Origin of the sequence: Candidatus Microbacterium phytovorans (assembly GCA_029202445.1) — a bacterium.
GTDB lineage: Bacteria > Actinomycetota > Actinomycetes > Actinomycetales > Microbacteriaceae > Microbacterium > Microbacterium phytovorans.
Genome location: CP119321.1, coordinates 2607022 through 2632783, shown reverse-complemented (window position 1 = coordinate 2632783; position 25762 = coordinate 2607022). Strand labels below are relative to the sequence as shown.

The 25762-nt window shown below is 70.5% G+C and carries 26 protein-coding genes; 15 read left to right on the top strand and 11 right to left on the bottom strand.

The annotated features are described in order from the left end of the window. Positions 1 to 31 precede the first annotated feature (31 nt). From P0Y48_12600 to P0Y48_12590, 3 genes are all read right to left on the bottom strand, one after another. Positions 32 to 946 carry a carbohydrate ABC transporter permease gene (locus P0Y48_12600; protein ID WEK13283.1) on the bottom strand — a complete coding sequence of 305 codons (915 nt, stop codon included), beginning with the start codon at positions 944 to 946 and terminating at the stop codon, positions 32 to 34. Next, on the bottom strand, positions 943 to 1926 hold the full coding sequence (locus P0Y48_12595; GenBank protein ID WEK15080.1) for a sugar ABC transporter permease: 984 nt from the start codon (positions 1924 to 1926) through the stop codon (positions 943 to 945). The genes P0Y48_12600 and P0Y48_12595 overlap by 4 nt, the downstream gene beginning before the upstream one ends. Positions 1927 to 2104: 178 nt before the next feature. Beyond that, positions 2105 to 3388, bottom strand: a complete 1284-nt coding sequence (locus tag P0Y48_12590) for an ABC transporter substrate-binding protein (protein WEK13282.1) — start codon at positions 3386 to 3388, stop codon at positions 2105 to 2107. 307 nt (positions 3389 to 3695) lie between these two features. Between P0Y48_12590 and purS the strand changes: the two genes are divergently transcribed. Both purS and purQ read left to right on the top strand, forming a co-directional pair. Beyond that, positions 3696 to 3941: a phosphoribosylformylglycinamidine synthase subunit PurS gene (gene purS / locus P0Y48_12585; GenBank protein ID WEK13281.1), complete on the top strand. Its 246-nt coding sequence runs from the start codon at positions 3696 to 3698 to the stop codon at positions 3939 to 3941. Continuing rightward, complete coding sequence (gene purQ / locus P0Y48_12580) at positions 3938 to 4645, top strand: phosphoribosylformylglycinamidine synthase subunit PurQ (GenBank protein ID WEK13280.1); 708 nt, start codon at positions 3938 to 3940, stop codon at positions 4643 to 4645. Before purS ends, purQ begins: the two co-directional genes overlap by 4 nt. 554 nt (positions 4646 to 5199) lie before the next feature. Here purQ and P0Y48_12575 read toward each other — a convergent pair. Beyond that, a complete protein-coding gene (locus P0Y48_12575; GenBank protein WEK13279.1) occupies positions 5200 to 5631 on the bottom strand; it encodes a DUF1761 domain-containing protein in 432 nt (143 codons plus the stop codon). A gap of 72 nt (positions 5632 to 5703) precedes the next feature. On the opposite strand from P0Y48_12575, the gene P0Y48_12570 reads away from it, so the two are divergent. Beyond that, the gene (locus P0Y48_12570) at positions 5704 to 6621 is read left to right on the top strand and encodes a 2-hydroxyacid dehydrogenase (GenBank protein WEK13278.1); all 918 of its coding nucleotides are present in this window, start codon (positions 5704 to 5706) and stop codon (positions 6619 to 6621) included. 89 nt (positions 6622 to 6710) lie between these two features. Here P0Y48_12570 and P0Y48_12565 read toward each other — a convergent pair whose 3' ends face one another. Beyond that, the gene (locus P0Y48_12565; GenBank protein ID WEK13277.1) at positions 6711 to 8276 is read right to left on the bottom strand and encodes a chromosome partitioning protein; all 1566 of its coding nucleotides are present in this window, start codon (positions 8274 to 8276) and stop codon (positions 6711 to 6713) included. A gap of 194 nt (positions 8277 to 8470) precedes the next feature. On the opposite strand from P0Y48_12565, the gene P0Y48_12560 reads away from it, so the two are divergent. From P0Y48_12560 to P0Y48_12545, 4 genes are read left to right on the top strand one after another with little or no spacing between them, the layout of a single operon-like run. After that, positions 8471 to 9583: an ABC transporter substrate-binding protein gene (locus tag P0Y48_12560; GenBank protein ID WEK13276.1), complete on the top strand. Its 1113-nt coding sequence runs from the start codon at positions 8471 to 8473 to the stop codon at positions 9581 to 9583. A gap of 21 nt (positions 9584 to 9604) precedes the next feature. Further along, entirely contained in the window at positions 9605 to 10435 is an 831-nt protein-coding gene (locus P0Y48_12555; protein ID WEK13275.1) for an ABC transporter ATP-binding protein, read from the top strand. 12 nt (positions 10436 to 10447) lie between these two features. Further along, positions 10448 to 11266 carry an ABC transporter permease subunit gene (locus tag P0Y48_12550; protein ID WEK13274.1) on the top strand — a complete coding sequence of 273 codons (819 nt, stop codon included), beginning with the start codon at positions 10448 to 10450 and terminating at the stop codon, positions 11264 to 11266. Then, the gene (locus P0Y48_12545; protein WEK13273.1) at positions 11263 to 12078 is read left to right on the top strand and encodes an ABC transporter permease subunit; all 816 of its coding nucleotides are present in this window, start codon (positions 11263 to 11265) and stop codon (positions 12076 to 12078) included. Before P0Y48_12550 ends, P0Y48_12545 begins: the two co-directional genes overlap by 4 nt. Before the next feature lie 47 nt (positions 12079 to 12125). Here P0Y48_12545 and P0Y48_12540 read toward each other — a convergent pair whose 3' ends face one another. Next, on the bottom strand, positions 12126 to 12644 hold the full coding sequence (locus P0Y48_12540) for an adenine phosphoribosyltransferase (GenBank protein ID WEK13272.1): 519 nt from the start codon (positions 12642 to 12644) through the stop codon (positions 12126 to 12128). Positions 12645 to 12866: 222 nt separating this feature from the next. On the opposite strand from P0Y48_12540, the gene P0Y48_12535 reads away from it, so the two are divergent. From P0Y48_12535 to P0Y48_12515, 5 genes are all read left to right on the top strand, one after another. Continuing rightward, the gene (locus tag P0Y48_12535; GenBank protein ID WEK13271.1) at positions 12867 to 14576 is read left to right on the top strand and encodes a glycoside hydrolase family 13 protein; all 1710 of its coding nucleotides are present in this window, start codon (positions 12867 to 12869) and stop codon (positions 14574 to 14576) included. A 1-nt stretch (position 14577) separates the two neighbouring features. Beyond that, positions 14578 to 15585, top strand: coding sequence for a LacI family DNA-binding transcriptional regulator (locus tag P0Y48_12530; GenBank protein ID WEK13270.1), 1008 nt, complete (start codon positions 14578 to 14580; stop codon positions 15583 to 15585). A gap of 10 nt (positions 15586 to 15595) precedes the next feature. Next, positions 15596 to 16822, top strand: a complete 1227-nt coding sequence (locus P0Y48_12525; GenBank protein ID WEK13269.1) for an amidohydrolase — start codon at positions 15596 to 15598, stop codon at positions 16820 to 16822. Continuing rightward, positions 16819 to 17541, top strand: coding sequence for a hypothetical protein (locus P0Y48_12520; GenBank protein ID WEK13268.1), 723 nt, complete (start codon positions 16819 to 16821; stop codon positions 17539 to 17541). The genes P0Y48_12525 and P0Y48_12520 overlap by 4 nt, the downstream gene beginning before the upstream one ends. Positions 17542 to 17681: 140 nt before the next feature. Next, positions 17682 to 19739 carry an APC family permease gene (locus tag P0Y48_12515; protein ID WEK13267.1) on the top strand — a complete coding sequence of 686 codons (2058 nt, stop codon included), beginning with the start codon at positions 17682 to 17684 and terminating at the stop codon, positions 19737 to 19739. Positions 19740 to 19757: 18 nt separating this feature from the next. Here P0Y48_12515 and P0Y48_12510 read toward each other — a convergent pair whose 3' ends face one another. Next, complete coding sequence (locus tag P0Y48_12510; protein WEK13266.1) at positions 19758 to 20714, bottom strand: hypothetical protein; 957 nt, start codon at positions 20712 to 20714, stop codon at positions 19758 to 19760. A gap of 60 nt (positions 20715 to 20774) precedes the next feature. Here P0Y48_12510 and P0Y48_12505 point away from each other — a divergent pair, with 60 nt between their 5' ends. Next, positions 20775 to 22094, top strand: coding sequence for a SufS family cysteine desulfurase (locus P0Y48_12505; GenBank protein WEK13265.1), 1320 nt, complete (start codon positions 20775 to 20777; stop codon positions 22092 to 22094). After that, positions 22091 to 22534, top strand: coding sequence for an SUF system NifU family Fe-S cluster assembly protein (locus P0Y48_12500; GenBank protein WEK13264.1), 444 nt, complete (start codon positions 22091 to 22093; stop codon positions 22532 to 22534). Before P0Y48_12505 ends, P0Y48_12500 begins: the two co-directional genes overlap by 4 nt. Positions 22535 to 22919: 385 nt before the next feature. On the opposite strand, the gene P0Y48_12495 is transcribed toward P0Y48_12500, so the two are convergent. The 3 genes from P0Y48_12495 to P0Y48_12485 form a co-directional block, all read right to left on the bottom strand. Beyond that, positions 22920 to 23882 (bottom strand): SRPBCC family protein, encoded by a 963-nt coding sequence (locus P0Y48_12495; GenBank protein WEK13263.1) that lies wholly within the window; start codon positions 23880 to 23882, stop codon positions 22920 to 22922. Positions 23883 to 23917: 35 nt separating this feature from the next. Further along, entirely contained in the window at positions 23918 to 24262 is a 345-nt protein-coding gene (locus tag P0Y48_12490) for a helix-turn-helix domain-containing protein (protein ID WEK13262.1), read from the bottom strand. 243 nt (positions 24263 to 24505) lie between these two features. Beyond that, positions 24506 to 24847: a TraR/DksA C4-type zinc finger protein gene (locus P0Y48_12485; protein ID WEK13261.1), complete on the bottom strand. Its 342-nt coding sequence runs from the start codon at positions 24845 to 24847 to the stop codon at positions 24506 to 24508. A gap of 144 nt (positions 24848 to 24991) precedes the next feature. On the opposite strand from P0Y48_12485, the gene P0Y48_12480 reads away from it, so the two are divergent. After that, positions 24992 to 25261, top strand: coding sequence for a hypothetical protein (locus tag P0Y48_12480; GenBank protein WEK13260.1), 270 nt, complete (start codon positions 24992 to 24994; stop codon positions 25259 to 25261). 3 nt (positions 25262 to 25264) lie between these two features. Here the strand turns inward: P0Y48_12480 and P0Y48_12475 are convergent, their stop codons facing one another. After that, positions 25265 to 25756, bottom strand: coding sequence for a septum formation family protein (locus P0Y48_12475; protein WEK13259.1), 492 nt, complete (start codon positions 25754 to 25756; stop codon positions 25265 to 25267). Positions 25757 to 25762: the final 6 nt, after the last annotated feature.

Genomic DNA, 25762 nt, shown 5'->3' with positions numbered 1-25762 from the left:
AATGGCGCTCGGGTCGTCGACGGGGCCGATTTCAGCCCTTGACCGCACCCGCCATGATGCCGCTCACGAGCTGCTTGCCGGCGAAGATGAACAGCAGCAGCAGGGGGATCGTGGCGAGGATGACCCCGGCGAGGACGATGGAGTAGTCGACGAAGTAGTTCGACTGCAGCAGCGACAGCGCCACGGGCAGGGTCGGGTTCTGCCGGTCGAGCACGATGAACGGCCAGAAGAAGTTGTTCCACGCCCCGACGAAGGTGAAGAGGAACAGCATGGCTGCGGCCGGTCGGGCGGCGGTGACGCCAACGGTCCAGAAGGTGCGGATCATCGACGCGCCGTCGACGCGGGCGGCCTCGATGAGTTCGTCGGGCACCGCCTGTCGAAGGTACTGGGTCATCCAGAAGACGCCGAACGCGCTCGTGAGGGCCGGGATGATGATCGCGCCGATCTGGCCCGTCCACCCGAGTTCGCTGAACAGGATGTACAGCGGCACGACTCCGAGCTGCTGCGGCACGGCCATCGTCGCGACGACGAAGACGAGCAGCGCCGGACCGCCGTGGAAGCGGAGCTTGGCGAACGCCCAGCCGGCGAGCGTCGAGGTGATGACGACGGCCGCGGCGATGAGGAAGGAGCTGTAGATCGAGTTCCACAACGCCGGCCAGAAGTTGACGGCGGGGTTGGTGATCACCGAGAGGGCGTTGTCGATGAAGTTTCCGCCGGGGACCCAGGGGAAGGGCTTGCGCAGCGTGGTCGAGTCGCCCGAACCGATGATGAACGACCAGTACAGCGGGAAGACCGCCGAGAGGAAGACGGTGCCGAGGATCGCGTAGGCCCAGAACCCGGGCCGACTGCCGCGGATGCGCGTGGTGCGTCCCGCCTTGCGACGCTCACGCGCCGTCGGGATGCCTTCTTCCACGGTCGCCAGGGATGCCGATGTTCCGACGCTCATCGCTGGTCCTCCTTCACGCTCTGCTTCGCCGTCTTGGCGAGCTTCCGCTCCTGCCGTCTGGTCAGTTCTCGGTGCAGACCTTCGTCTCTGACGAGCGATCTGGTGACGACCAGGTTCACGAGGCCGATCAACAGGATGATGATGAAGAGAATCCAGGCCATGGCGGCGGCACGGCCGAAGTTCCACTGACCCCAGCCGATGTCGTACAGGTAAAGGGTGATCGTCAGCCACTGCTGCGCGGCGCCGCCCCGTCCGAACTGGTCGAACACGCGCGGCTCGTCGAAGATCTGCAGGCCGCCGATGGTCGAGGTGATGATGACGAAGATGAGGGTGGGCTTCAGCGAGGGCATCGTGATCGCGAAGAACTGGCGCACCGGCCCCGCTCCGTCGACGGTGGCGGCTTCGTAGTAGTCGCGGTTCACGGCCTGCATGGCCGCGAGCAGGATGAGCGTGTTGTAGCCGGTCCAGCGGTAGTTGACCATCGTGGCGATGGCGACGTGGCTCCACAGCGGCTCGACGTGCCACGGCACGGCGGAGAGGCCGATCGCCTGCAGGATGCCGTTGATGAACCCGGACTGGTCGGCGAACATCGCGTTGAAGATGAGGCCGACGGCGATCGGCGCGACGACGTAGGGCACGAGCACGCTCATGCGCCAGAAGGTCTTCGCGCGGATGTGGCGGTCGAGCACGGCGGCGATGAAGATCGCGAGGATGAGCTGCGGGACGCTGGAGAGCAGGAAGATGCTGAAGGTGTTGCGCAGGGCCGTCCAGAAGTGGGGCTGCGACAGGATCCAGACGTACTGGTCGAACCCGACGAACTCCCCCGAGTTGCGGACGAGGTCCCAGTCCATGAAGGAGATGACCGCGGTGTAGCCGATGGGGAACAGCCCGACTACCGCGAACATCAGGAAGAACGGCGAGATGTACAGGTAGGGCGAGAACTTGATGTCCCACTTGCTGAGCTTCTGGGAGAACGAGATGACCCGGGGCGCCCGGGGGCCGTCGTCTGTGGTGCGCGGGCGCGTCGCCGGGCGCTGCTGTGTCGTGGTCACGGTCGTCCTTCGTCGTGGGGAGGGTATGCCCGGGGGGAGGTTTCAGAGATGACGGGGGCGCGGCGTTCGGGTCGCCGCGCCCCCGGTCATCCGAGTCCGGGTGGGATCAGAACGCGCTGACCTCGGTCACCCAGGTGTTCCAGCTCTTTTCCTTGTCCTCGAGGCCGTCGAAGACACGGGTCACGGCGTTCTGCAGCGCATCGTGGAACTGGAAGTACTTCTCGCCCTTGTAGGTGGCGACGGTGATCGCGTTGGCCCGGTTGATGCCGATCTCACCGGTCGGAGCGCCGTTGAAGTAGTCGTTCACGAAGCCGGTCAGGTCGGCGCTGGACTGCGCGTCGGGCTGGCTGGGGAACGTTCCCGCGTTGTTGAACGCCTTGATCTGCGTCTCGGGCGAGGTCAGCCAGTCGGCCAGCAGCTGCGATGCCTCGACGTTGGCGCCGTTGGCGGGCACGACGAGGTAGGAGCCGCCCCAGTTGCCGCCACCCTCGGGGAATGCGTCGGCGACGTCCCAGCCGGTCACGTCGGGAGCCTCACCGGCGATGATGCCGTGCATCCACGGCGGGCAGAGCATCGCGGCGAACTCGCCACCGGCCATCGAGGCGTACCAGTCGTCGCTCCACTGACCCGCGTACGAGGCGATCGGGATGGCCCGGTCCACGACCGTGTCGTAGGCAGCGCGGATGTCGGCGTTCTCGGTGGCGACGATGGTGCCGTCGGGCTGCTCGTAGGCGATCTCGAGCTGGTTGACGAGACCCTGGAGCACGGAGTTCGCGGAGTCGATGAAGGGCTTGCCCGTCTTGGCGACGTAGTCGTCGGCCACATCGAAGAACGCGTCCCAGGTCGGGAACAGCTTGGCCACCTCGGCGCGGTCGCTGGGAAGGCCGGCCGCTTCGAAGAGGTCACCGCGGTAGCAGATGGCCTGCGGGCCGATGTCGGTGCCGTACGCGACGAGGTTGCCGTTCGCGTCGGTGGCCGCCTGCTCCTTCCAGTCGAGCCAGCGACCCTTCAGGTCGTCGGGCACGGGGGCGACGAGGTCGGAGTACTTCATCATCTCGGTGAACCAGTCGACCTCGACGCCTTCGACGTCGGCGAGGCCGGACTTGCCGAGCTTCTGGAAGAAGTTGGCGCGCGCGTCGTTCGAGGTCGCGGCCTTGTTGTGCACGACCTTGATGCCGGTCTCCTCCGTGAACTCGGCGAGGAGCTCGTCGGTGTAGCCGAAGTCGTTGAACGTCGCGAGCGTCAGTTCGACGCCCTCGAAGTTCTTGTCTCCGTCACCGCTCGAGGTGGGGGTGGGCGTTCCGCCGCCGGTGCAGCCGGCAAGCACGATCGCGGTGGTGGTGGCGGCGCCGGCGATGAGCCCGATGCGGCGCAGTGCGCGTGATTTCACGTGTCACTCCTTTGTGGTGTGGGTCTAGCTGCGTGTTCGCTGTCGTCGGCGGTCCGTCTCACATCGGGTTCCGTGGGAGCGCTCTCACCAGACGAGTCGAACGTACGGGAGCGCTCCCACGAATGTCAAGGGAGCGCTCCCATGAGAAGGATCACGGTTCGGTCACGGCATCCGCCGGGTCGGCTTCGGGCTGCGGGGTCGGGGGATGGCGCGAGCGCGCCGCGGCATCCGCGACCGCTCCGTGGCATCCGCTGGGCTACCCGTAGACTGGGTGGACACCCTTCCCGCGACTTCCCGGAGCCTCCAGATGCCCACCATCGTCGTCGACGTCATGCCCAAGGCCGAGCTGCTGGACCCGCAGGGGAAGGCCGTCGCCGGCGCGCTGTCGCGCCTCGAGGTCGGCGGCATCTCGGGGGTGCGGATCGGGAAGCGGTTCGAGCTCACCGTCGACAGCGCCGACGAGGCGACGTTGGCCAGCGTGAAGAAGATCGCCGACGAGATCCTCTCCAACGCCGTCATCGAGGACGTCGTGGGCATCGAGGTCGTCGAGTGACCGCCCGCATCGGGGTCATCACCTTCCCCGGTTCGCTCGACGACGGCGACGCACAGCGCGCCGTGCGCCTCGCGGGTGCCGAGCCGGTCGCGCTGTGGCACGGCTCCCACGACCTCGAGGGCGTCGACGCCCTCGTGCTCCCGGGCGGCTTCAGCTACGGCGACTACCTCCGCGCGGGCGCGATCGCCGCGCTCTCGCCGATCATGGCGGAGGTGAAGGATGCCGCCGCCGCCGGCATGCCCATCCTCGGCATCTGCAACGGCTTCCAGATGCTCGTCGAGGCGCACCTGCTCCCCGGCGGCCTCATCCGCAACGCCCACCAGCAGTTCATCCGCCGCGACCAGCGGCTGCGCGTCGAGAACGCGTCGACCGCGTGGACGTCGCAGTTCGAGGCGGGCCAGGAGATCACGATCCCGCTGAAGAACGGCGACGGCGGCTACATCTGCTCCGCCGAGACCCTCGCGCGGATCGAGGGCGAAGGTCTCGTCGCGTTCCGCTACGTGGGCGTCAACCCCAACGGCTCGCTCGACGACATCGCGGGCCTCACGAACGAGCGCGGCAACGTCGTCGGCCTCATGCCGCACCCCGAGCACGCCGTCGAGCCGGGCTTCGGTCCCGACACCGCTGCCGCGATGCGGTCGGGCGTCGACGGTCTCTCGTTCTTCACGTCGGCCGTCGCCTCCCTGGCATCCGCCGCCGTCTGACGCTCGTCGGCCGCGCTGGCGGTGGCGCTGGGTCGGTGAGTGGGTGGGTGTGGTGGGCATGTCCCACATTCGGTCGGTTCCCGCCGCTGGGTGGGTGGGCATGTCCCACATTCGGTCGGTTCCCGCCGCTGGGTGGGTGGGCATGTCCCACATTCGGTCGGTTCTCACCCCTCAAACCGACACAAAGTGGGACACGGCCAGCACAAAGTGGGACATGGCCAGGACACAGAGTGGGACATGGCCGACTCTCGGCCGCATCTGTGACTCGTAGCGGCAGCCTGAGCGGGCATGTCCCACATTCGGTCGGTTCCCGCCGCTGGGTGGGTGGGCATGTCCCACATTCGGTCGGTTCTCACCCCTCAAACCGACACGAAGTGGGACATGGCCCGCACAAAGTGGGACATGGCCCGCACAAAGTGGGACATGGCCCGCACAAAGTGGGACATGGCCCGCACAAAGTGGGACATGCCTCGGATGCCGGTGCCCCACGGATGCCGGTGCCCTCGGATGCCGGTGCCCACGGCGTGCGCACCACCGGCCCTCACCCGGCGGGGTCAGACCGTGCCGGCGGGGGGCCAGACGCCGATGATGAGCGACATCACCACCACGAGCACGAGCTCGTGCGAGATGTTGAGCACCGTGAGCTGGGACGGCCGCCCGGCGAAGACGTCGTGGACGATGAAGCGTCCGGCCGTGAAGCCCGCCCACAGGGTGAGTCCCGTCACGAGCGCCGACGTGAGGTAGCCGCCCCCGTAGAAGTGCCACGCGATCGCGACCGAACCGGCGAGCACCCACGCGAGCAGGAACGACAGCGCGATCGACACGATGATCGGAAGCCACGCCTCGGTGGCCGTCTCGGGGTCGCGCACCTCGGCGAGGCGCTTCCAGCGGGCACCGAACACCTTCGGCACGTACCAGATCGACCCGACCACGATCGCGGCGACGGTGGCCACGAGCACGGCCCAATAGTTGATCTCGGGAATCATCGGTCCTCCTCGGTGAGGCCAGGTCGGGTCGGTGCGGCCTTCCCGGAACGTTACTCCCGGTAGCGTCGAAGAGTGAGCATCGTCGTCACCGTCCCCACCGCCCGCCTCGCCGAAGACCTCCGCGACGTGCCCGACGACGTCGAAGTGCTCCTCTGGGACATGTCCACCCCTGCACCGCGGCCACGCCTCGACATCGTCGTCCCGCCGTACATGACGCAGGGCAGCTTCCTCCCGAAGCTGGCCGAGATCGAGGTGGGGCTCGTGCAGGGGCAGTCGATCGGCTACGAGGGCGTGGAGAAGATCCTGCCTCCCGGCATCCGCTTCGCGAACGCCGCCACCGTGCACGAGACGTCCACCGCCGAGTTGGCCGTCGCCCTCACCCTCGCGGTGCAGCGTCACCTCGACCGGTTCGCGATCGACGGTCAGCACGGCCAGTGGAACGGCGTATTCGCCGAGAGCCTCGCCGACCGCCGTGTCATGCTGCTCGGCTACGGCGGCATCGGCAAGGCGGTCGCCGCCCGCCTGCGCCCCTTCGAGGTGGAGATCGTGCCGGTGGCCTCCCGCGCCCGCGAGGAGGACGGCATCCGGGTGCACGGCGTCGACGAACTGCACGACCTGCTGCCCACCGTCGACATCGTCGTGCTGTCGCTGCCCGGCGGCGACGCCACCCGCCACATCATCGGCGAGGCGGAACTGGCCGCGCTCCCCGACGGCGCGCTCGTCGTCAACGTCGGGCGCGGGCCCCTCATCGACACCGACGCGCTCGTGCGTCACGCGACGGCCGGTCGCATCCGCGCGGGGCTCGACGTGACCGACCCCGAACCCCTCCCGCAGGACCACCCGCTGTGGGGGGTGCCGGGCGTGCTGATCTCGCCGCACGTGGGCGGCGCGTCCACGGCGATGCAGCCTCGGATCGCCGCGCTCCTGCGCCGGCAGATCGCGCACCTGCGCAACGGCGAGACCCCCGAGAACATCGTCCTCGGGGGCTGAACGACTCCGGATGCCGTCAGGCCGCCGCCCTCGGCGAGCCCGTCAGCGTGCGCGGATGCTCAGCGTGCGCGGATGCCGCTGGCCGGCGGCTAGAGCCGGTCGGCGACCGTCGCGGCGACCGTGAGCCACGCGTCGCGCGACTCGGCCGACAGGGCGTCGAAGTCGATCGGTCCACCGTCGACGAGCGCCGGGTCGAAAGGCACGTGCACGACGGCCGAGGTGACCTGCGCGAAGTGGCGCTCCAGCCGCTCGGACAGTCGCTTGTCGGGGTGCGCCGACGGCGCCGCGAGGATCGTCACCGCCTGGTCGATCTTGTGGTCGAAGCCCTTCTCGCGCAGGCCGTCGAGCAGCCACGCCGCGCTGGCGGCGGTGTCCTCGCGGACGGTCGAGACGATCACGAGCTGGTCGGCGGCGGCGACGGCGGCGACCCAGTTCGATGCGCGCATGTTGTTGCCCGTGTCGATGATGAGCAGCCGGTAGTAGCGCGACAGCACGCTGTGCAGCCGGTCGAACGCGGCGGCGTCGATGGTCGAGGATGCCGCGGCATCCTCATCCGAGGCGAGCACGTCGAAGCGGGCGTCGACCTGCGTGCGGACGTACGTGTCGAGGCCGGCGAGGCTCGACTGGGTCGTCGAGGCGAACAGGTCGAGGTCGTCGAGGAGGTCGACGGCCGTGCGGTGGTGGGGGACGTTCTGCGCCCGCCAGCCCAGCGTGCCGCGGGTCTCGTTGTTGTCCCAGGCGAGCGTCGCCCCACCGCGCTGCGTGCCGAACGTGGCGGCGAGCAGGAGCGTGCTCGTGGTCTTGTGGGCGCCGCCCTTCGGGTTGAGCACGACGATCGTGCGGGGCGCGTCGAGACGGCGCTGCACCTTGCGCTGGCGCTCGATGCGCGAGCGCTCCGCCTTGCCGGGGCGCGGCGAGATGGCCCCGCCGGTGGCGCGACGGATGGCTCCCTGCCAGCCCTCGGTGGCGCGCGGGCGAGAACGGTCCAGACGCGAGTTCAGCAGGTCGTCGACCGTGGGCGCTGTGCGCGACGGCGACTGCGGGTCGCGGCGCTGCACGTCGGCGCGGAGGGGACCGGCGGCCGCGCGCGCCGGCTCGGCCGCGCGGGTCGGCTCGGGTGCGCGCACCGGCTCACGCGTCGGCTCGATCGGCGCGGACTCTGCCGCCGTCGCTGCCGCCACCGGGGCGACCGGGGCGGGCGCGAAGCTCGGGGCGGGCGCGAACGCGGGCGCCGCCGGCACCGTCTCGTGCACCGGCTCAGGAGCGGAGTCCGCCGGAACAGGGAGCTCCTCCGCGGGTGCCTCAGCGGGTGCGGCCGCCTCGGCATCCGGCTCCACCACCGGTTCCGACGCCGCCACCGGCTGCGGAACCGCGTCGAGCGGGGCGGCTCCCCCGTCGGAGGCCGACAGCGACGTCGCCTCCAGGAACGTGCCGTCGGGGTGGACGATCATCGGCCAGCGCGTGGCGCCGTCGACGACCATCGCGGTCACCGGCTCGCCGACGGATGCCGCGAGCTGACGGATCGCCTCGACGATCCGAGCGCGCAGGCCCTCCTCGGTCGACGCGAAGACCTCGTCGATCTCGCCGCCGACGTGGATCTGCGCCCCCGTGCTCGAGGTGATGTGCACGGTGGGTTCGTACGTGGTGGTGGCCACAGTGGTCCTTTCCTGAGGGCACATCGAGTATCCCACCCCGCGCGGTCCGCGCCGAGGGGGCGCTCGGCGCGCGTGCGGCGCACATCGTCACACAGTGGAAACACGAGCGGCCGTCACCGTACACACGGCGGCGCGATCATGGTGCCAACCTGCACCGCATCCATCCGCTCCACCTCCACACCCGAAGGACCTCGATGGCGATCCACAGCACCGCGCGCCCGCGCGCCCGCGTCCTCGTCACGGCAGCCGTTGCCGTGGCATCCGTTCTCGCACTCTCCGCGTGCGCCGGCGACACCTCGCCCGCGCCGGCCGGCTCCGGCGACGCCGCCGACTTCGGGGAGATCAGCGTCCAGTACTCCTGGATCAAGAACGAGGAGTTCGCGGGCGAGTTCTACGCCTACGAGAACGGCTACTACGAGGACGCCGGGTTCTCGAACGTCGTCGGCATCTCCGGCCCCGACACGGGCGTCGCGAAGCTGCTGTCCGGCACGGTCCAGGTGGCCCTGTCCGACGCCGCGTCGATCGGCGCCGCAATCGCCGAGCAGGACGCCCCGCTGAAGATCGTCGGCGCGACGTTCCAGAAGAACCCGTTCACGATCCTGTCGCTCGCCGACGGCGGCAACATCATGACGCCGCAGGACCTCGTCGGCAAGACCATCGGCGTGCAGGACTCCAACGCCTCGGTGTTCCAGGCGCTGCTGAACGCCAACGGGATCGACCCGGCCGACGTGACGGTCGTCCCGGTCGACTTCGACCCGACACCCCTCATGAACGGCGACGTCGACGGCTTCATGGCGTACCTGACGAACGAGGCCCTCACCGTCGAGCTCGCCGGCTACGACATCACGAACCTCGCGTACGCCGAGAACGGGGTGCCGTACGTCGCCGAGACGTTCTCGGTCACCGACCAGTACCTTGCCGAGAACAAGGACCTGCTGAAGGCGTTCCTCACCGCCGAGATCAAGGGCTGGACCGACGTCTTCCAGAACAGCACCGACGACACCGTCGCGCTCATCGAGAAGTACTACAACGCCGAGGCCGAGGAGTCCTCCGAGGGACTGGAAGCCGTCTTCGGGGCGCTCGACCCCACCAAGACCGGCATGGGCCTCGAGGCGGAGAAGCTCCTCATCTCCACCGAGGAGACCGAGGCCAACGGCCTGTTCACGATCTCCGACGAACTCAAGCAGCAGACGGTCGACTCGCTCGCCGCCGCCGGTTGGGACGTCACCGTCGACCAGCTCTTCGACACGACGATCATCGACGAGATCTACGCCGAGAACCCCGACCTCATCGACTACCTGCCCTGATCCGTTACCCGCGCTGATCCCATGACACAGAGCTCCACCACGACGGATGCCGGTGCCCCTCTCGCCGAGGGAGGCACCGGCATCCGGATCGACGGTCTCACCAAGACCTTCACGACGGGTCGCCGTAGCGTCACGGCGCTGCAGGACACCGACCTGCACACCGACCGGGGCTCGTTCCTGGCGCTCCTCGGCCCGTCGGGATGCGGCAAGTCGACGATCCTGCGGATCCTCGCCGACCTCGAGACCCCGACCACCGGCGAGGTGCGCGTCGACGGCAAGACACCGCACGAGCTGCGGGCGTCGGGAGAGCTGGGGATCGCGTTCCAGGACCACGCCCTCCTGCCGTGGCGGAGCGTGCGCAGCAACATCCGGCTGCCCTTCGAGGTGGCCGGTCGCCGCGTCGACGACGCCTACATCGACGAGCTCATCGCGCTCGTCGGGCTCCAGGGGTTCGAGAAGGCGCGGCCCGCGCAGCTGTCGGGGGGGATGCGGCAGCGCGTCTCCATCGCCCGCGCCCTCGCCCTGAAGCCCTCGGTCCTGCTCCTCGACGAGCCTTTCGGCGCTCTCGACGACATGACCCGCCAGAACCTGAACCTCGAACTGCTCCGCATCTGGAGCGAGAAGCCCGCGACCACCCTCCTCGTCACCCACGGCATCTCCGAGGCGATCTTCCTCTCCGACCGCGTCGCCGTCATGTCGCCGCGGCCCGGACGCGTGAAGGAGATCATCGAGGTCGACCTCCCGCGCCCGCGCACGCCGGAGATGCAGCGCACCCCCGAGTTCCACGCCCTCGTCGACCGCGCGTCCGAGCTGTTGTTCGGCGCCGACGGACGCGCCGCGGCCGAGTCGTGAGAGCGGCCTGACATGCGTGCGCGCACCCGGATGCCGGGATGGCTGGCGGCCGTCGTCGGCACCGTCGTCCTCATCGCGGCGTGGTGGCTGTTCTCCGCCACCGTCTTCACCCCCGCCGAGGGCACCGACTACACCCCGGTCCCCTCGCCGTGGGTCGTGCTGACGACGCTCGTGTCCGACGGTCCGGCGGCCTATTGGTCGGTGTTCGGCGTCACGGTGCGCGAAGCGGCGATCGGCTACGCGTGGGGCAACGGCATCGCGCTCCTCCTCGCGGCGAGCGTGCTGCTCCTGCCACGGCTGGAGCCGATCGTCATGCAGATCGCCGTGGTCAGCTACTGTCTGCCCGTCGTCGCGGTCGGCGGCATCGCCATCGTCACCCTGGGCGGCGCGAAGCAGCCCGGCGACGCGAGCTCGACCGCGATCTTCCTCGCCGCCCTCGCGGTCTTCTTCACCACCGTGGTCGGCGCCGTCCTGGGCTTCACGGCGGCCGACCGCGCCTCGCTCGACGTCGTCCGCGTCTACGGCGGCTCCCGCTTCACGCAGCTGCGGAAGGTGCGCCTCATCGCCGCCCTCCCCTCGATCCTCAACGCCCTGCAGATCGCCGTGCCCAGCGCCTTCCTCGGCGCGGTGCTCGGCGAGTACATGGGCGCGATCGACCGCGGCGTCGGGATCACCCTCATCCGCCTGCAGGGCAACCTGGACTCCACGCGGGTATGGGTGGTCTTCCTCCTGTGCGCCCTGATCGCCCTCGCCGGCTATGCCCTCGTCGGGCTCCTGTCGCGCCTCGTCGCACCCTGGGTGTCGGGACGCTCGACGGGAGGCCGGCGATGAACCGCGCGGTGTGGCGACCGGTCGGCCGCGCCGCCGCGAACGCGATCATCACCCTCGCGATCATCCTGCTGCTGTGGCAGGGGGTCGTGAGCCTCACCGGCATCTCCCCGTACGTGGCGAAGGGGCCCGCCGACGTGTGGGCCTTCCTCTTCCACGACGGCGACGAGCCCGGCAGCGCCGCCGCCAACCGGGAGGTGCTCGCACCGCTGCTCGCCCAGACGATGCAGGACGCCGCGCTCGGGTTCGCCGTCGGCATCCTCGCGGCCATCCTCCTCGCGATCCTGTTCTCGCTCTCGCGGGGGATCGAGGCGGGCGTCATGCCGCTCGCCCTGCTCCTGCGGAGCGTGCCGCTGGTCGCCCTCGCCCCCGTCATCATCCTCATCACGGGACGCGGATCGAGCGCGTCGGTGGCCGTCATCGGCAGCATCGTCGTGCTGTTCCCCGCCCTGGCATCCGTGCTGTTCGGACTGAGCCGGGCACACCCCGAGAGCCTCGACCTCGTCCACGTGTACGGCGGCACGCGGCTCACCGCGCTGCGCAAGGTCAACGTGCCGGGGGCGCTGCCGTCGCTGTTCGCCGCGGCGCGCGTGTCGGTGCCGGGCGCCGTGACGGGCGCGCTCCTGGCGGAGTGGCTCTCGACCGGCCAGGGGATCGGCGGGATGATCCAGAAGTTCAACGCCTCGGCGCGCTTCGAGGAGCTCTGGGCCTCCGTCGCGATCGTGACCCTCGTGACGCTGCTGCTCTACAACCTCGTGCAGATCGTCGAGACGGCGGTGCTCACCCGCATGGGGATGACCGGCACACTCACCTGAGGCACGACGGCGGGGCGGCGCCGGGGCGGGTGCCCGGCGGTGGCGCGTCAGACGGTGAAGACGCTGTGCACGGGACCGCACACGGCGCGACCGCCGAGGTCGGCGAGCTCCATCAGCACGGCGGTGCCTGCCACGGTGTACCCGAGCCGTTCGAGCAGGCGCTGGCCCGCGCGCAGGGTGCCGCCGGTCGCGAGCACGTCGTCGACGAGGAGCACCCGCGTCCCCGCGGGGAGATCGTCGGCCATCTCGATGGTCGCCTGGCCGTACTCGAGGTCGTACGACACCGCCGCCGCCGGACGCGGCAGCTTGCCGGCCTTGCGAATGGGGACCATCCCGACGCCCGCCGCCACCGCAGCAGCCCCCGCCAGCAGGAAGCCGCGCGCCTCGACGCCGGCGATCACGTCGTAGGCGCCATCGAACGGCGCGACGAGCGCCTCGACGACGGTGCGCATGGCCTCGGCATCCGCCAGGAGCGGCGAGATGTCGCGGAACAGGATGCCGGGCTCGGGGAAGTCGGGAATCCGGGCGATGAGGGATTCGGCGCGCGCGAGGTCTGCGGAGGTCACCGATCCAGGGTACGCGGGCGGCGGTGTCCGGCCCGCGCCGTCCGCAACTCCGGAAAAGTCTGCGGCGCTCGGCCCGCAACGATCGGATTCAGCTGCTTCCGCGCCGGATTGCAGGAGTTACGCACGCCCGCTCCCCCGCACTGCCCGGGCACCCCGCGCGGCGCCGCCGAGCTCTTGCCACCGCGCTCGACGTGCGCAAGCGCTTGCGCTACGGTGGATGCCATGACTTCGACGACGACTCCCGTCCTCGCGACCGCCACCGACGGCGCGCCCGCGGCCCCCGCCCCCGGATCCGAGTGGTGGCGCACCGCGGTGATCTACCAGATCTACCCCCGCTCGTTCGCCGACGCCTCGGGCGACGGCATCGGCGACCTGCCCGGCGTCACGGCGCGGCTCGACGACCTCGTCTCGCTCGGTGTCGACGCGGTGTGGCTCAGCCCGTTCTACCGCTCCCCGCAGAACGACGCCGGCTACGACGTCGCCGACTACTGCGACGTCGACCCCCTCTTCGGCACCCTCGCCGACTTCGACGAGATGCTCGCCCAGGCCCACGCCCGCGGCATCCGCGTGATCGTCGACCTCGTGCCGAACCACAGCTCCGACCGCCACGTCTGGTTCCAGGAGGCGCTGGCCGCCGCGCCCGGAAGCGCCGCGCGTGCGCGCTACATGTTCCGCGACGGCAAGGGCGAGAACGGCGAGCTGCCCCCGAACAACTGGGAGTCGGTCTTCGGCGGTCCGGCGTGGACGCGCGTCACGGAGCCCGACGGCACCGCAGGGCAGTGGTACCTCCACCTGTTCGACTCGACGCAGCCCGACTTCGACTGGTCGAACCCGGTCGTGCAGGAGGAGTTCCGTCGCATCCTGCGCTTCTGGCTCGACCGCGGGGTCGACGGCTTTCGCGTCGATGTGGCGCACGGTCTCGTGAAGTCCGACGGCCTGCCCGATCACCTGCCCGCCGTCGACGCGGACAGCATGGGCGGGGGCGACGACGACGTGCCCTACTGGGGTCAGGAGGGCGTGCACGAGATCTACCGCGACTGGAACCGCGTGCTCGCGGAGTACGACGGCGACCGCGCGCTGTGCGCCGAGGCGTGGCTGCCGACGGTCGACCAGACCGCGCTGTGGGTGCGTCCCGACGAGATGCACCAGGCGTTCAACTTCCCGTACCTCATGACCCAGTGGGATGCCGCGGCGATCCGCGAGGTCATCTCCGAGTCGCTGCGGGCGTTCCCCGCGGTGGGTGCCCCGGCGACGTGGGTGCTGTCGAACCACGACGTCGTCCGCCACGCGTCGCGCCTCGCGCTGACGGCGGAGAACCCGCAGGGCCACGGCATCGGACCGGACTCCCCCGGGCAGCCGATCCCCGAGGTGGGCCTGCGTCGCGCCCGCGCCGCGACGACGGTCATGCTGGGCCTGCCGGGTTCGGCGTACCTGTACCAGGGCGAGGAGCTGGGGCTCCCCGAGGTGATCGATCTGCCCGACGACGCCCGCCAGGACCCGACGTGGTTCCGCACGGATCACGAGCGGTACGGCCGTGACGGCTGCCGCGTGCCGATCCCGTGGGATGCCGAGGCGCCCGCGTACGGGTTCAGCCCGACCGGTGCGTCGTGGCTGCCCCAGCCGGCGGAGTGGGCGACGCTCGCCCGGTCGGTGCAGGAGCACGATGCGGGGTCGACGCTGTGGCTCTACCGGTCGCTGTTGGCGACGCGACGAAGCGAGGGACTCGGCGGGGGCTCGCTGGAGTGGCTCGACGGCTTCGGCGACGACGTGCTGGCGTACCGCGTGACGACGTCGAGCGGCGCCGTCACGGTGATCGCAAACGCCGGCACCGAACCGGTGGCGCTGCCGTCGGCGACGGTGCTCGTGGCCAGTGAGGCGTTCGAGGGCGGCGAGCTTCCGGCCGACACGGCCGTGTGGCTGACGACGGACTGACGTGACGAGCCTGGAGGAGGTCGCCCGTCTCGCCGAGGTGTCGACGGCGACCGCCTCGCGGGCCCTGAGCGGGCGGGGGCGGTTGGCGGATGCCACGCGGGTCCGTGTGCGCGAAGCGGCGGCCGCACTCGGCTACGTCGTGTCGGCGACGGCATCCGGGCTCGCGACGGGCCGGACGCGGTCGATCGGCGTGCTCGTGCCGTTGCTCGACCGCTGGTTCTTCGCGAACGTGCTCGACGGCATCGCGACGCGGCTGGCACCGCTCGGCTACGACATCACGCTCTACAACGTGACCGACGACGCGGGCCAGCGCTCGCACCTGTTCGAGACGTCGCTGCGGCGGGGCCGGGTGGATGCCGTCATCGCACTGTCGCTGGACTTCTCGGCGGCGGAGCTGGCGGTGCTCGACGGCCTCGGTCTGCCGCTCGTCGGGCTCGGCACCCCGAGCCGCCGGCTATCGACGCTGCGGGTCGACGACGAGGCGGTGGCCCGCGTCGCGACGACGCATCTCATCGAACTCGGCCACCGACGCATCGCCCACATCGGGCAGAGCCGCAGCGCCGCCGACGACCTGGACATCCCGACGCTGCGTCGTCGCGGGTTCGAGGGTGCGTTGCAGGATGCCGGGATCCGTCCGCACGGCTTCGTCGCGACCGACTTCACGATCGAAGACGGCCACCGCGCCGCCCGCGACCTGCTCGCCGGTGCGGACCGCCCGACCGCGATCTTCGCGGCATCCGACGAGCTCGCCTTCGGGGCGTTGTTCGCGGCCCGTGACGCCGGCCTCGACGTGCCCGGCGACGTCTCCATCGTCGGGGTCGACGGGCACGAGCTCAGCGGCTTCTTCGGGCTGACGACCGTCGAGCAGTTCCCGCACGCGCAGGGCGAGAGGGCCGCGGACGCCGCGCTCGCGGCGCTCGGCGAGGCCGTCGACGCCCCGGCGCCCGTGCTGCCGTTCGAGCTCGTGGCCCGCTCCAGCACCTCCGCCCCCGACGGGGGCGCCGCGTAGGCTGGAGGGCATGTCGATCGACCTCGAAGCCCTGTACATCGATCTCCACCGTCATCCGGAACTGTCCTTCCAGGAGACCCGCACCGCCGGCGTGATCACGCGCGAGCTGACGGCCCTCGGCCTCGAGTTCGTCGAGGGGCTCGGCAAGACGGGCGTCGCGACGTCGATCGTCAACGGCGACGGGCCCGTCGTGTGGCTCCGGGCCGATATGGACGGGCTTCCGGTCGCCGAGCTCACGGGACTCGACTACGCCTCGACCGCTCGCGGCACCGATCCCGCCGGCAACGACGTGCCCGTCATGCACGCGTGCGGTCACGACATGCACGTGACCGCGCTGCTCGGGGCCCTCGAGCGCCTCGTGGCGACGAAGGACGAGTGGTCGGGCACGGTCGTGGCCGTGTTCCAGCCGGCGGAGGAGTACGGCGCGGGCTCGCAGGCGATGATCGCCGACGGTGTACTCGACCGCTTCCCGAAACCCGACATCGTGCTCGGGCAGCACCTGACGCCCCTTCCGGCGGGCGTCATCGGCGTGCGCCCCGGCACCCAGATGGCCGCCAGCGACGGCCTCACCGTGAAGCTCCTCGGTCGCGGCGGCCACGGCTCCCGGCCGCACGCGACGATCGACCCCGTCGTCATGGCGGCCGCCACCGTCATGCGACTGCAGACCGTGGTCTCGCGCGAGATCGATCCGCGCGAGATGGCGGTCGTCACGGTGGGATCGATCCACGCAGGCTTGAAGAACAACATCATCCCGGCCGAGGCGACGCTCGAGCTGAGCCTCCGCTACCCCGACGACGACGCGCGCGCCGACGTCATGGCGCGCGTGGAGCGCATCGTCCGCGCGGAGGCCACGGCATCCGGCGCGGAGCAGCCGCCCGTGATCACGGTGGACCACTCCCTCCCGCCGACGATCAACGATGCGGCGGCGACGGCGCGCGTGACGGCCGCGTTCGACCGCGCGTTCGGCGAGGGCACGGTGATCGACCCGGGCATGTTCACCGGCAGCGAGGACGTCTCCTGGTTCGCGCGCGAAGCCGACGTCCCCCTCGTGTTCTGGTTCTGGGGCGGGCACGACCCGCAGGCGTGGGCCGAGGCATCCGCGCGCGGCAGCCTCAACGAAGACGTCCCCACCAACCACTCGCCGCACTTCGCACCGATCCTCCACCCGACGATCGAGCGGGGCGTCGACACGCTCGTCGTCGCCGCCCGTGAGTTCCTCGAGGGAGCGCAGCGATGACCGCACCCGGAACGTCCGAGCGACGCGATCGCACACCGTTCGTCCTCGGCATCGTCGCGGGCGTCCTCGCCGTCGCCGTCGTGATCGTGCTGGCGTTGTACTTCCTGCGGCCGAGCTCGACGGCATCCTCGGGCTCGTCGCCGACGCCCCCGGCGCCGGCCTCGACGCAGAGCGAGCCCGCGCCCGACGAGAGCGAGCCGTCGACGGCCGACGCGGGCGTCGAGGTCACCTCGACGGGGTTCACGATCACCGGCGACGGCGGCGAGACGTTCACTCACGCGTGGGCCGACGACCCGCAGCCGGCGATCGACGCGCTCACCGCGCTGTTCGGCACCGAGCCGACGGAGGACTTCCAGAACGGCGACGCCGAGAACTGGGCGTACAACGTCTACGCGTGGGAGGGCTTCCGCTTCTACGACGTCTTCCTCGACGGCAGCGACCGCGAGCGCTCCGAGGTGCCCGCGCCGACCTACGTGTCGTACGGCACGGGCGTGGCCGCCCAGGTGACCGACGACTTCGGCATCCGCATCGGCATGACCCTCGAGGAGCTCGACGCGCTGGGTCCCGACGACGCGATCGCCGACGGCGGCACCGCCGCGTACCTCTTCGGCAAGGACCGCGCGACGTTCTACAACGACGGCGCGCGCACGTTCGGGGCGATCGTCACGCAGGATGCCGAGTCGTTCTGGGTGACGTACACCTACGCCCCCAAGCTCTGACGGCGAGCGCCCGTTTCCCCGCCGAGAAGGTGGCGCAATCGGGTGCTTCCCGGGTGTGGAAGCCGCCGTTTGCGCCACCTTCGCTTCGCGCCTGCGGCTACCCGGCGCTTCCACGTTGCGCGTGAGGGCGCGCAGGCGTAGTGTCGCGCGTCGTGACTGACGACAGTCGCGATCCGTCCGACGAGACGACACCGATCGCGAAACGCATCCTCCTGGGTGATCCGCTGACGAGCGAGCAGCTCGACGACCAGGCCCTGCCGAAGAAGATGGCGCTGCCGATCTTCGCCTCCGACGCCCTCTCCTCGGTGGCCTACGCGCCGCAGGAGCTGGTCATGATCCTGCTCATCGGCGGCACCGCGTTCCTCGCGTTCACGCCGTGGGTGGCCGCCGCCGTCGTCGCGCTGCTGATCGTCGTCGTCCTCAGCTACCGCCAGCTCATCAAGGCGTATCCGTCGGGCGGCGGCGACTACGAGGTGGCGCGCACGAACATCGGCGAGAAGGCCGGTGTGGTCGTGGCATCCGCGCTGCTCGTGGACTACATCCTGACGGTGGCGGTCTCGATCGCCTCGGGCGTGGACAACATCATCTCCGCCGTGCCCGAGCTCGATCCGTGGCGCATCGAGCTGGCGGTCGGCTTCGTCATCCTCATCATCGTGGTGAATCTCCGGGGCGTGCGGGAGGCGTCGACGGCCTTCGCGATCCCGACGTACGTCTTCATCGGCTCGGTCACGATCATGATCGTGACGGGCCTCGTCCGCTGGGCTCTGGGGGATGCCCCCGTCGCGTCGTCGGCGGAGTTCGCCGTGCAGGCCGAAGACCTCAGCCAGGCCGCCGTGCTCCTGCTGATCCTCCGCGCGTTCTCCAGCGGATGCTCGGCGCTGACGGGCGTCGAGGCGGTCTCGAACGGTGTGCCCGCGTTCCGCAAGCCGAAGGTGCGCAACGCGCAGCTGACGCTCGTGACGATGGGCTCGATCGCGACCCTCCTGTTCGCGGGCCTCACCGCTCTCGCCCTCATCACGGGCGTCCGCTACGCCGAGAACCCCTGTCAGCTCATCGGCTTCGACTGCGCGGGCACCCCGCAGCCCTCGCTCATGGCGCAGGTCGCCGCCGCGACGTTCGGCGGCGGGTCGATCCCGTTCTACGTGATCCAAGCCGCCACAGCGTGCGTGCTGCTCCTCGCGGCCAACACCGCCTTCAACGGCTTCCCCCTTCTCGGTGCTGTGCTCGCCCGCGACGGCTACGCGCCGAAGTCGCTCAACACCCGCGGCGACCGTCTCGTCTTCTCCAACGGCATGCTGATCCTGGGGGCGGCGGCGATCGTCGTGCTGGTCGTGTTCCAGGCCCGGCTGACGACCCTGATCCAGCTGTACATCATCGGCGTCTTCGTCTCGTTCTCGCTCGGTCAGATCGGCATGGTCAAGCACTGGCGTCGCGAGCTCCGGCTCGTGCACCCGAAGCACGTCGCGGAACGTCGCGGCATCGTGACGGGCCTGATCATCAACTCGGTGGGCGCCGCCTTCACCGTGTTCGTGCTCGTGGTCGTGACGGTGACGAAGTTCACCCACGGCGCCTGGCTCGTGTTCCTCGCGATCCCGGTGCTGTCGGTGCTCATGGTGGGCGTGCACCGCTACTACCGTGACGTCGACCACGAGACGGCGATGGACGACGACGTGACGTTCGGCTCGTCGGGCGATGTCGCCATCGTGCTGGTCGGCAAGCTCCAGAAGCCGGTGGCGAAGGCGCTCGACTACGCGCTCGCGGCGCGGCACGACAAGACGATGGCCGTGCATGTGTCGGTGAGCCCCGAGGAGACCGCGGCTCTCCAGGCGGACTGGGAGGTGCACGGGATGCCGTTGCCGCTCGTCATCATCGAGTCGCCGTTCCGCCACTATGCGGCGCCGGTCGCGCAGTTCATCAAGGCCTACCGGGAGAAGCACGGTTCGACGATGGTGACCGTCTATCTCCCGCAGTACATCGTGGGGCACTGGTGGGAAGCGCTCCTGCACAACCGGCGTGCGCGGCGCATCGCGCAGCAGCTCATGCTCGTGCACGGGGTGTCGATCACGCTCGTGCCGTGGCTGCTCGACTCGTCGGAGCTCGTCTACGGGCGCCGGTCCCGGCCGCTCCCCGGCGACGACCGGGCGGGCCGCATCACGAGTTACGGCCTCGTGTCCCATACCGACGACCCCGGCGACTGACGGTCGCCGGCCGCGGGCTCAGACCGACGTGAGGATCGCCTCGCGCTTCGCGGCAACCGCCGCGTGCACGCCGGCGGCGTCGGCGGCGCGCTGGCCCAGGTACTGAGCGAGCTGTGCGAGCCGGTCGCCGAGGGCGAGCGCGCCGTCGCGCGCCTGGGAGATGCGCTCTCGCACCATCCAGTCGGCGAAGACGTTGTCGAACAGCACGTCGAACACCGCGAGCGTCTGCGAGATCTCCACGCCGCGAAGGGCGGGCGCGTCGATGTCGGCGAGTTCGACGGAGAGCCGCTCGAGCGCGCGGTTGACCTGCGTGAGGGATGCCGTCGCCTCGTCGATGCGGCTGTGCTTCATGAGGTCGGTGATCATCCCGCCCCCGAAGAACGTGTCGTACGTCGACCATCCGCCGGCACTGTCGAGCTTCTGGAGCGCGTCGGCGAGGGCCACCCGCGCCGCGTGGAGGGCCTGGGCGGCCTCGTCGATCTCGCGACTCTCGGCGGCGAGTTCGCCCAGCTGGCGTGACAGATGGGCCAGCTCGGCCGCCTGGGGAGCATCGGATGCCGTCAGCGCAGCTTCGTAACGGGCGAGGGCGGCGCGGTAGGCGACCTCTACATCGCCGAGTTCCTCGCGCTCGCGCCGCAAGCGGTCGGCGTCGTCGCGGGCGTGGGCCAGTCGCGCCTGTGCTGCGGCGAGCGCACGTGCCGCGGCGTCCGCTTCGGCCTGCTCGACCGCTCTCTGCTCCTCGGCGTTTCCGCGGAGCGTCGCCCACAGGCGGGTGGGGGAGATGCCGTCGAGGCGGCGCACGTCGGCGAGCTCCTTCCCCAGGTCGCGCTGCAGGTTCGCGGTCTCGGCCTCGCGCTCGGCGACCAGGCGCTCGGCGACGGCGAGCTGCGCGTCACGCTGTGCGTGCCGGGTGCGCGCGGTCACGGCGTCTTTGACGGCGTCGGCGAGGGCGGGGATCGATGACGGCTCGGACATGCCTTCCACACTGTCACACGCCCCGGAGCCGGGCGGGATGCCGGGGCGTAGCCTAGAGGGGTGAGTTCCGCGACCGATACGTCCCCGTCCGCGGCCCCGGCCTCCGCCGCCCCGGCCCTCGACGTCGCGCGGCTGCGCGCCGACTTCCCGATCCTCGGCGAACACGTGAACGGACGCCCGCTCGTCTACCTCGACTCGGCGGCGACGAGCCAGAAGCCCCGTCAGGTGCTGCAGGCCGAGTACGACTTCCTCACCCACGCGAACGCCGCCGTCCACCGCGGTGCCCACACGCTCGCGGCCCAGGCGACCGACCTGTTCGAAGACGCGCGCGAGGCGGTGGCATCCTTCGTCGGCGCCCGCGCCGAGGAGCTCGTGTGGACGAGCGGCGCGACCATGGGGCTCAACCTCTTGGCGTACGCGATCGGCAACGCCACGGCGGGGCGCGGTGCTCCTGCGTCGGCGCGCTTCGCGCTGCAGCCGGGCGACGAGATCGTGACGACCGCGATCGAGCATCACGCGAACCTCATCCCGTGGCAGGAGCTCGCCGCCCGCACCGGCGCGGTGCTGCGGCACATCCCCGCCCACGACGACGGCACGCTCGACCTGGAGGCCGCGGCATCCCTCATCGGCGCCCGCACGCGCGTCGTCGCTTTCACGCACGTGTCGAACGTGCTCGGCATTGTCAATCCGGTGGCCGAGCTCGTGGCGCTCGCGCGCGAGGTGGGCGCGCTCACCGTCCTGGATGCCTGCCAGTCCGCACCGCACCTGCCGCTCGACCTGCCCGGTCTCGGGGTGGACTTCGCCGTGTTCAGCGGCCACAAGATGCTCGGACCCTACGGCGTCGGCGGGCTGTACGGCCGCTCGGAGCTGCTCGACGCGCTCCCGCCGTTCCTCACCGGCGGCTCGATGATCACGACCGTCACCCTCGACCACGCGGAGTACCTGCCCGCGCCGCAACGGTTCGAAGCGGGCACGCAGCCCGTCGGCCCCGCGATCGGTCTCGCGGCGGCCGTGCGCTACCTCAACGAGGTGGGGCTCGACGCGATCCACGCGCACGAGAAGGTGCTCGCGGCGCGCATGCGCGACGGACTCGTCGGCATCCCCGGCATCCGCCTGCTCGGCGATGCCGAGGGCGTGGAGCGCGTGGGACTGTGGTCGTTCGACGTCGACGGCGTGCACGCGCACGACGCCGGCCAGTTCCTCGACGACCGCGGCATCGCCGTGCGCGTCGGTCACCACTGCGCGGCCCCGCTGCACCGCCGCTACGGCATGACCGCCTCGGTGCGCGCGTCGGCGTCGCTGTACAACACCGTCGACGAGGTCGACGCGTTCGTCGACGCGGTCCGCGGCATCCGCGGCTACTTCGGAGTGGAATCATGAGCGACCTCGACACCCTGTACCGCGAACTCATCCTCGATCACTCGAAGCACCCGCAGCACTTCGGCCTCGCGGAGGAAGACGGCGCGCACGCGACGTCGCACCAGAAGAACCCGGTGTGCGGCGACGAGATCACCCTCCGCGCGCGCGTCTCGACCGATGGCGAGACCATCCGCGACGTCACGTGGGAGGGCTCGGGCTGCTCGATCTCGCAGGCGTCGGCATCCATGCTGTCCGACCTGGTCGAAGGGATGCCGCGCGGCGAAGCCGCCCAGCTCATCGACGGCTTCCGCGAGGCGCTGCGCTCGCGGGGGCAGATCGAGCTCGATGAGGACGTCTACGGCGACGCCGCCGCGCTCACCGGGGTGTCGAAGTTCTCGGCGCGGGTGAAGTGCGCGATGCTCGCGTGGGTCGCCCTGGAAGACGCGCTCGCCCGCGCCTGATCCTCCATCCGTTTCGACTCGTCGCTGCGCTCCTCGCTCAACGACCGGAAGGTCGTACCCCCGGTCGTTGAGCGAGCGCAGCGACCGGAAGGTCGCACCCCCGGTCGTTGAGCGAGCGCAGCGAGACGAAACGGAAGCGCGCACCCCCGGTCGTTGAGCGAGCGCAGCGACCGGAAGGTCGTACCCCCGGTCGTTGAGCGAGCAACGACCGGAAGGTCGCACCCCCGGTCGTTGAGCGAGCGCAGCGACCGGAAGGTCGCACCCCCGGTCGTTGAGCGAGCGCAGCGACCGGAAGGTCGCACCCCCGGTCGTTGAGCGAGCGCAGCGACCGGAAGGTCGCACCCCCGGTCGTTGAGCGAGCGCAGCGAGACGAAACGGGAGAGCCTCAGCCGACGAGCGCCTCCTCGAGGCGGGCGTAGGAGGCTTCCATACCCTCGGTCATCCCGGTGGCCAGGATCATGTCCCGCGTCTCCTTGTCGGGGTACTCGATGAGAAGAGTGAGCAGCGTCGCGCCGTCCTCTTCGTAGAGCTGGAGGTCGTTGAGGGTCGACGGCCCCGGCATCCCGATCATCTTCTCGGTGGTCACGGCGCGCCACTGCGGCTGCGACAGCACGGTCTCCCCCTCGAATCCGAATCGCGTCGCCTCGTCGTCGCCCTGCTGCCAGACGTACCGGTAGGTGTCGCCGACCTCGCACTCGATCATCTGCCAGCCGTCGGGGCCGAGCAGCCACTTCCGCAGCAGCTCCGGCTCGTGGTGCGCGCGCCAGACGAGGTCGCGTGAGCCTTCGATGAGGCGGGTGATCCGCACGTGCTGGTCGTCCAGCAGCTCGGTCCGCGTGCCCTTGCCCTGCGCGTAGTCGCGAAGGTCCTGCAGCACGGCGTCGAGCTGGTCCATCGCGAGGCGCGAGCCCTCGACGGCGCCCATCGCGACGGTCTGCTCCAGCGCCTCCAGCGAGTCGAAGTACGTGACATTCGACAGCCGGGAACCGGCATCCGTGGGTTCGAAGGAGAACACCATGCGCATCGAGGGGAAACCGTCGAGCGGTGCGCCGTCGTCGCCGAGGAACGAGTCGAGGACCTCGAAGGATGCCGGGGCGTCGATCTTCAGGAACTCCCACCCGCCGCGCGAGGCCTCGCCGCGCGGGCTGGTCATGGCGTAGGAGGCCCGGCCGCCGACGGTGAAGTCGAAGGTCTCGAACGTCGCCGGCCACCCGGGCGGGCCCCAGAAGCGCTCGAGCTGACGGGGATCGGTGAACGCGCGCCACAGCCTGTCGACGGGGGCGGTGAACTCGGCCGTGAGGCTCATCGTGAGCTTCTCGGCATCGGTGGTGATGTCGGTGACGGGCATTCTTCAGTTCCTTCCGTGGGACGGCATGGGGGAAGTCAGTGCTCGGGTTCGGCGAGCAGGGCGTCGAGGCGGTCGATCCGCGAGCGCCAGAGGTCCTCGTAGCGCGATAGAAGCGCGCGGGCGCGGGCGATCATCGTCGGGTCGGCCCGGACGAGACGTTCGCGGCCTTCGGCGCGCTTGACGATGAGGTGGGCGGCCTCGAGCACGGCGACGTGCTTCTGCACGGCTGCGAACGACATGTCGTAGGCAGCGGCGAGCGCCGACACCGACTGCTCGGCCTCGATCGTGCGGCGCAGGATGTCGCGACGTGTCGCCGCCGCGAGGGCGTGGAACAGGCGGTCGGTCTCATCGTCGGTCAGCTCACCGGAGTCGTGGGGCATTCGTTGTACAACCATTTGGTTGTACGTTATGCCCACGGGGTCGTGGTGTCAAGGGGGTGTCGCGGGGTCGCCGTCGCTAACTCCTCTGAATCGGTGAGCCGACGAGCGCTCCACCGCGCGACGGCGGCATCTGCCGCAGGCGCGGCGCACCGTTCGAAGGAGTTGGCCACAGTCACCCGCGCGCACCACACGCGCCGCCACCTCCACCGGGTCACCGCCCCTCGCCGGCCCCTGCCCGACCGCTCAGCCGGCGGCCGCGGCGGCGCAGGCGACGCACATCGTCGCCATCGGACGGGCCTCGAGGCGCCCCGCCGGAATCGGCTCGCCGCAGCGCACGCATACGCCGTAGGTCCCGGCATCCCACCGCGCGAGCGCCGCGACCAGCTCGGCGCGGTCGGACTCCTGAGCGCGACGCAGCGCCTCGACGCGCTGCCACTCGCCCGACAGCGTGGAACCCTCGGGGTCGTGCTCGTCGTCGGCGGTCGCGTCGGCACGGTCGTGTCGCAGCGACGCGGCATCGGCATCCAGGCGCGCGAGCAGCGCATCGACCTCGGCCAGCCGGGCCTCCAGCACGTCGCGCTCCATCCGGCGAGGCTACCCCGCCGACCGCCTACCCCGCCGACCCCCTACGCCTGTCAACCCCCTACGCCTGTCAACCCCCGTCTCCTGTCAACCCCCTGGGCGCGGGGCCGCCTACGGCCGATGCTGTCCCCGAGGGAAGGAGCGATCATGAGCGATCCCCAGGAGAACCAGGCGACGAGCGACGAGTCCACCAGCGCCGAGTCCGCGTCCGCGACCGCCGAAGAGACGGCCGACGACGCCATCGACGACGCGCCCGCCGCCGACAGCGGAACGGATGCCGAGGTGCCGTCGACGACGGAGCTCGAGGAGCCGAGCACCGAGAAGCCCCCGGGCGAGGAGCCGAAGGCACCGTCGCGCGAGGAGCCCGAGCCCAGCCACCAGGCGGTGGGGATCGGCGTCATCGACGACGGCGAGTGACGCTCAGGCGCCGTACCCCCGCGCGGAGCCGGTCACGCGGACGCCCTCGGTGCCGATGATGCAGCTGATGAGGCGGTCGTCGTACTGCGTCCACCCGTCTTCGGTCGGCGAGAAGTAGAAGTACGACAGCTCGGACTCCTCGTAGGAGACGCCCACGAACTCTTCGAACGCGGGGTCGCAGTTCTCCGTGACCGCGTCCTCCATGTCGGTCTCGCTCGGGTAGTCGCCCTCGGGAAGCGTGAAGTCGTGGAAGACCTCGTACACGTGCTCCTCGTCACAGGGGATCGCATCGACCGACGAGGTGAGGCCGCCCTGGTTGAAGTCGTCGAAGCAGTCTCCGACGACCATCTCGTTGGCTCCGAGGTCGCCTCCTTCGCTGATCGACCCCTCTTCATCGCGGGACACTCCGCCGAACAGGCCGGTCAGCGACGCGCAGCCGCCGAGCAGGAGGGATGCCGCGGCGAGCGTGGCGGCGAGGGCAAGACGATGGCGCATGGCGAC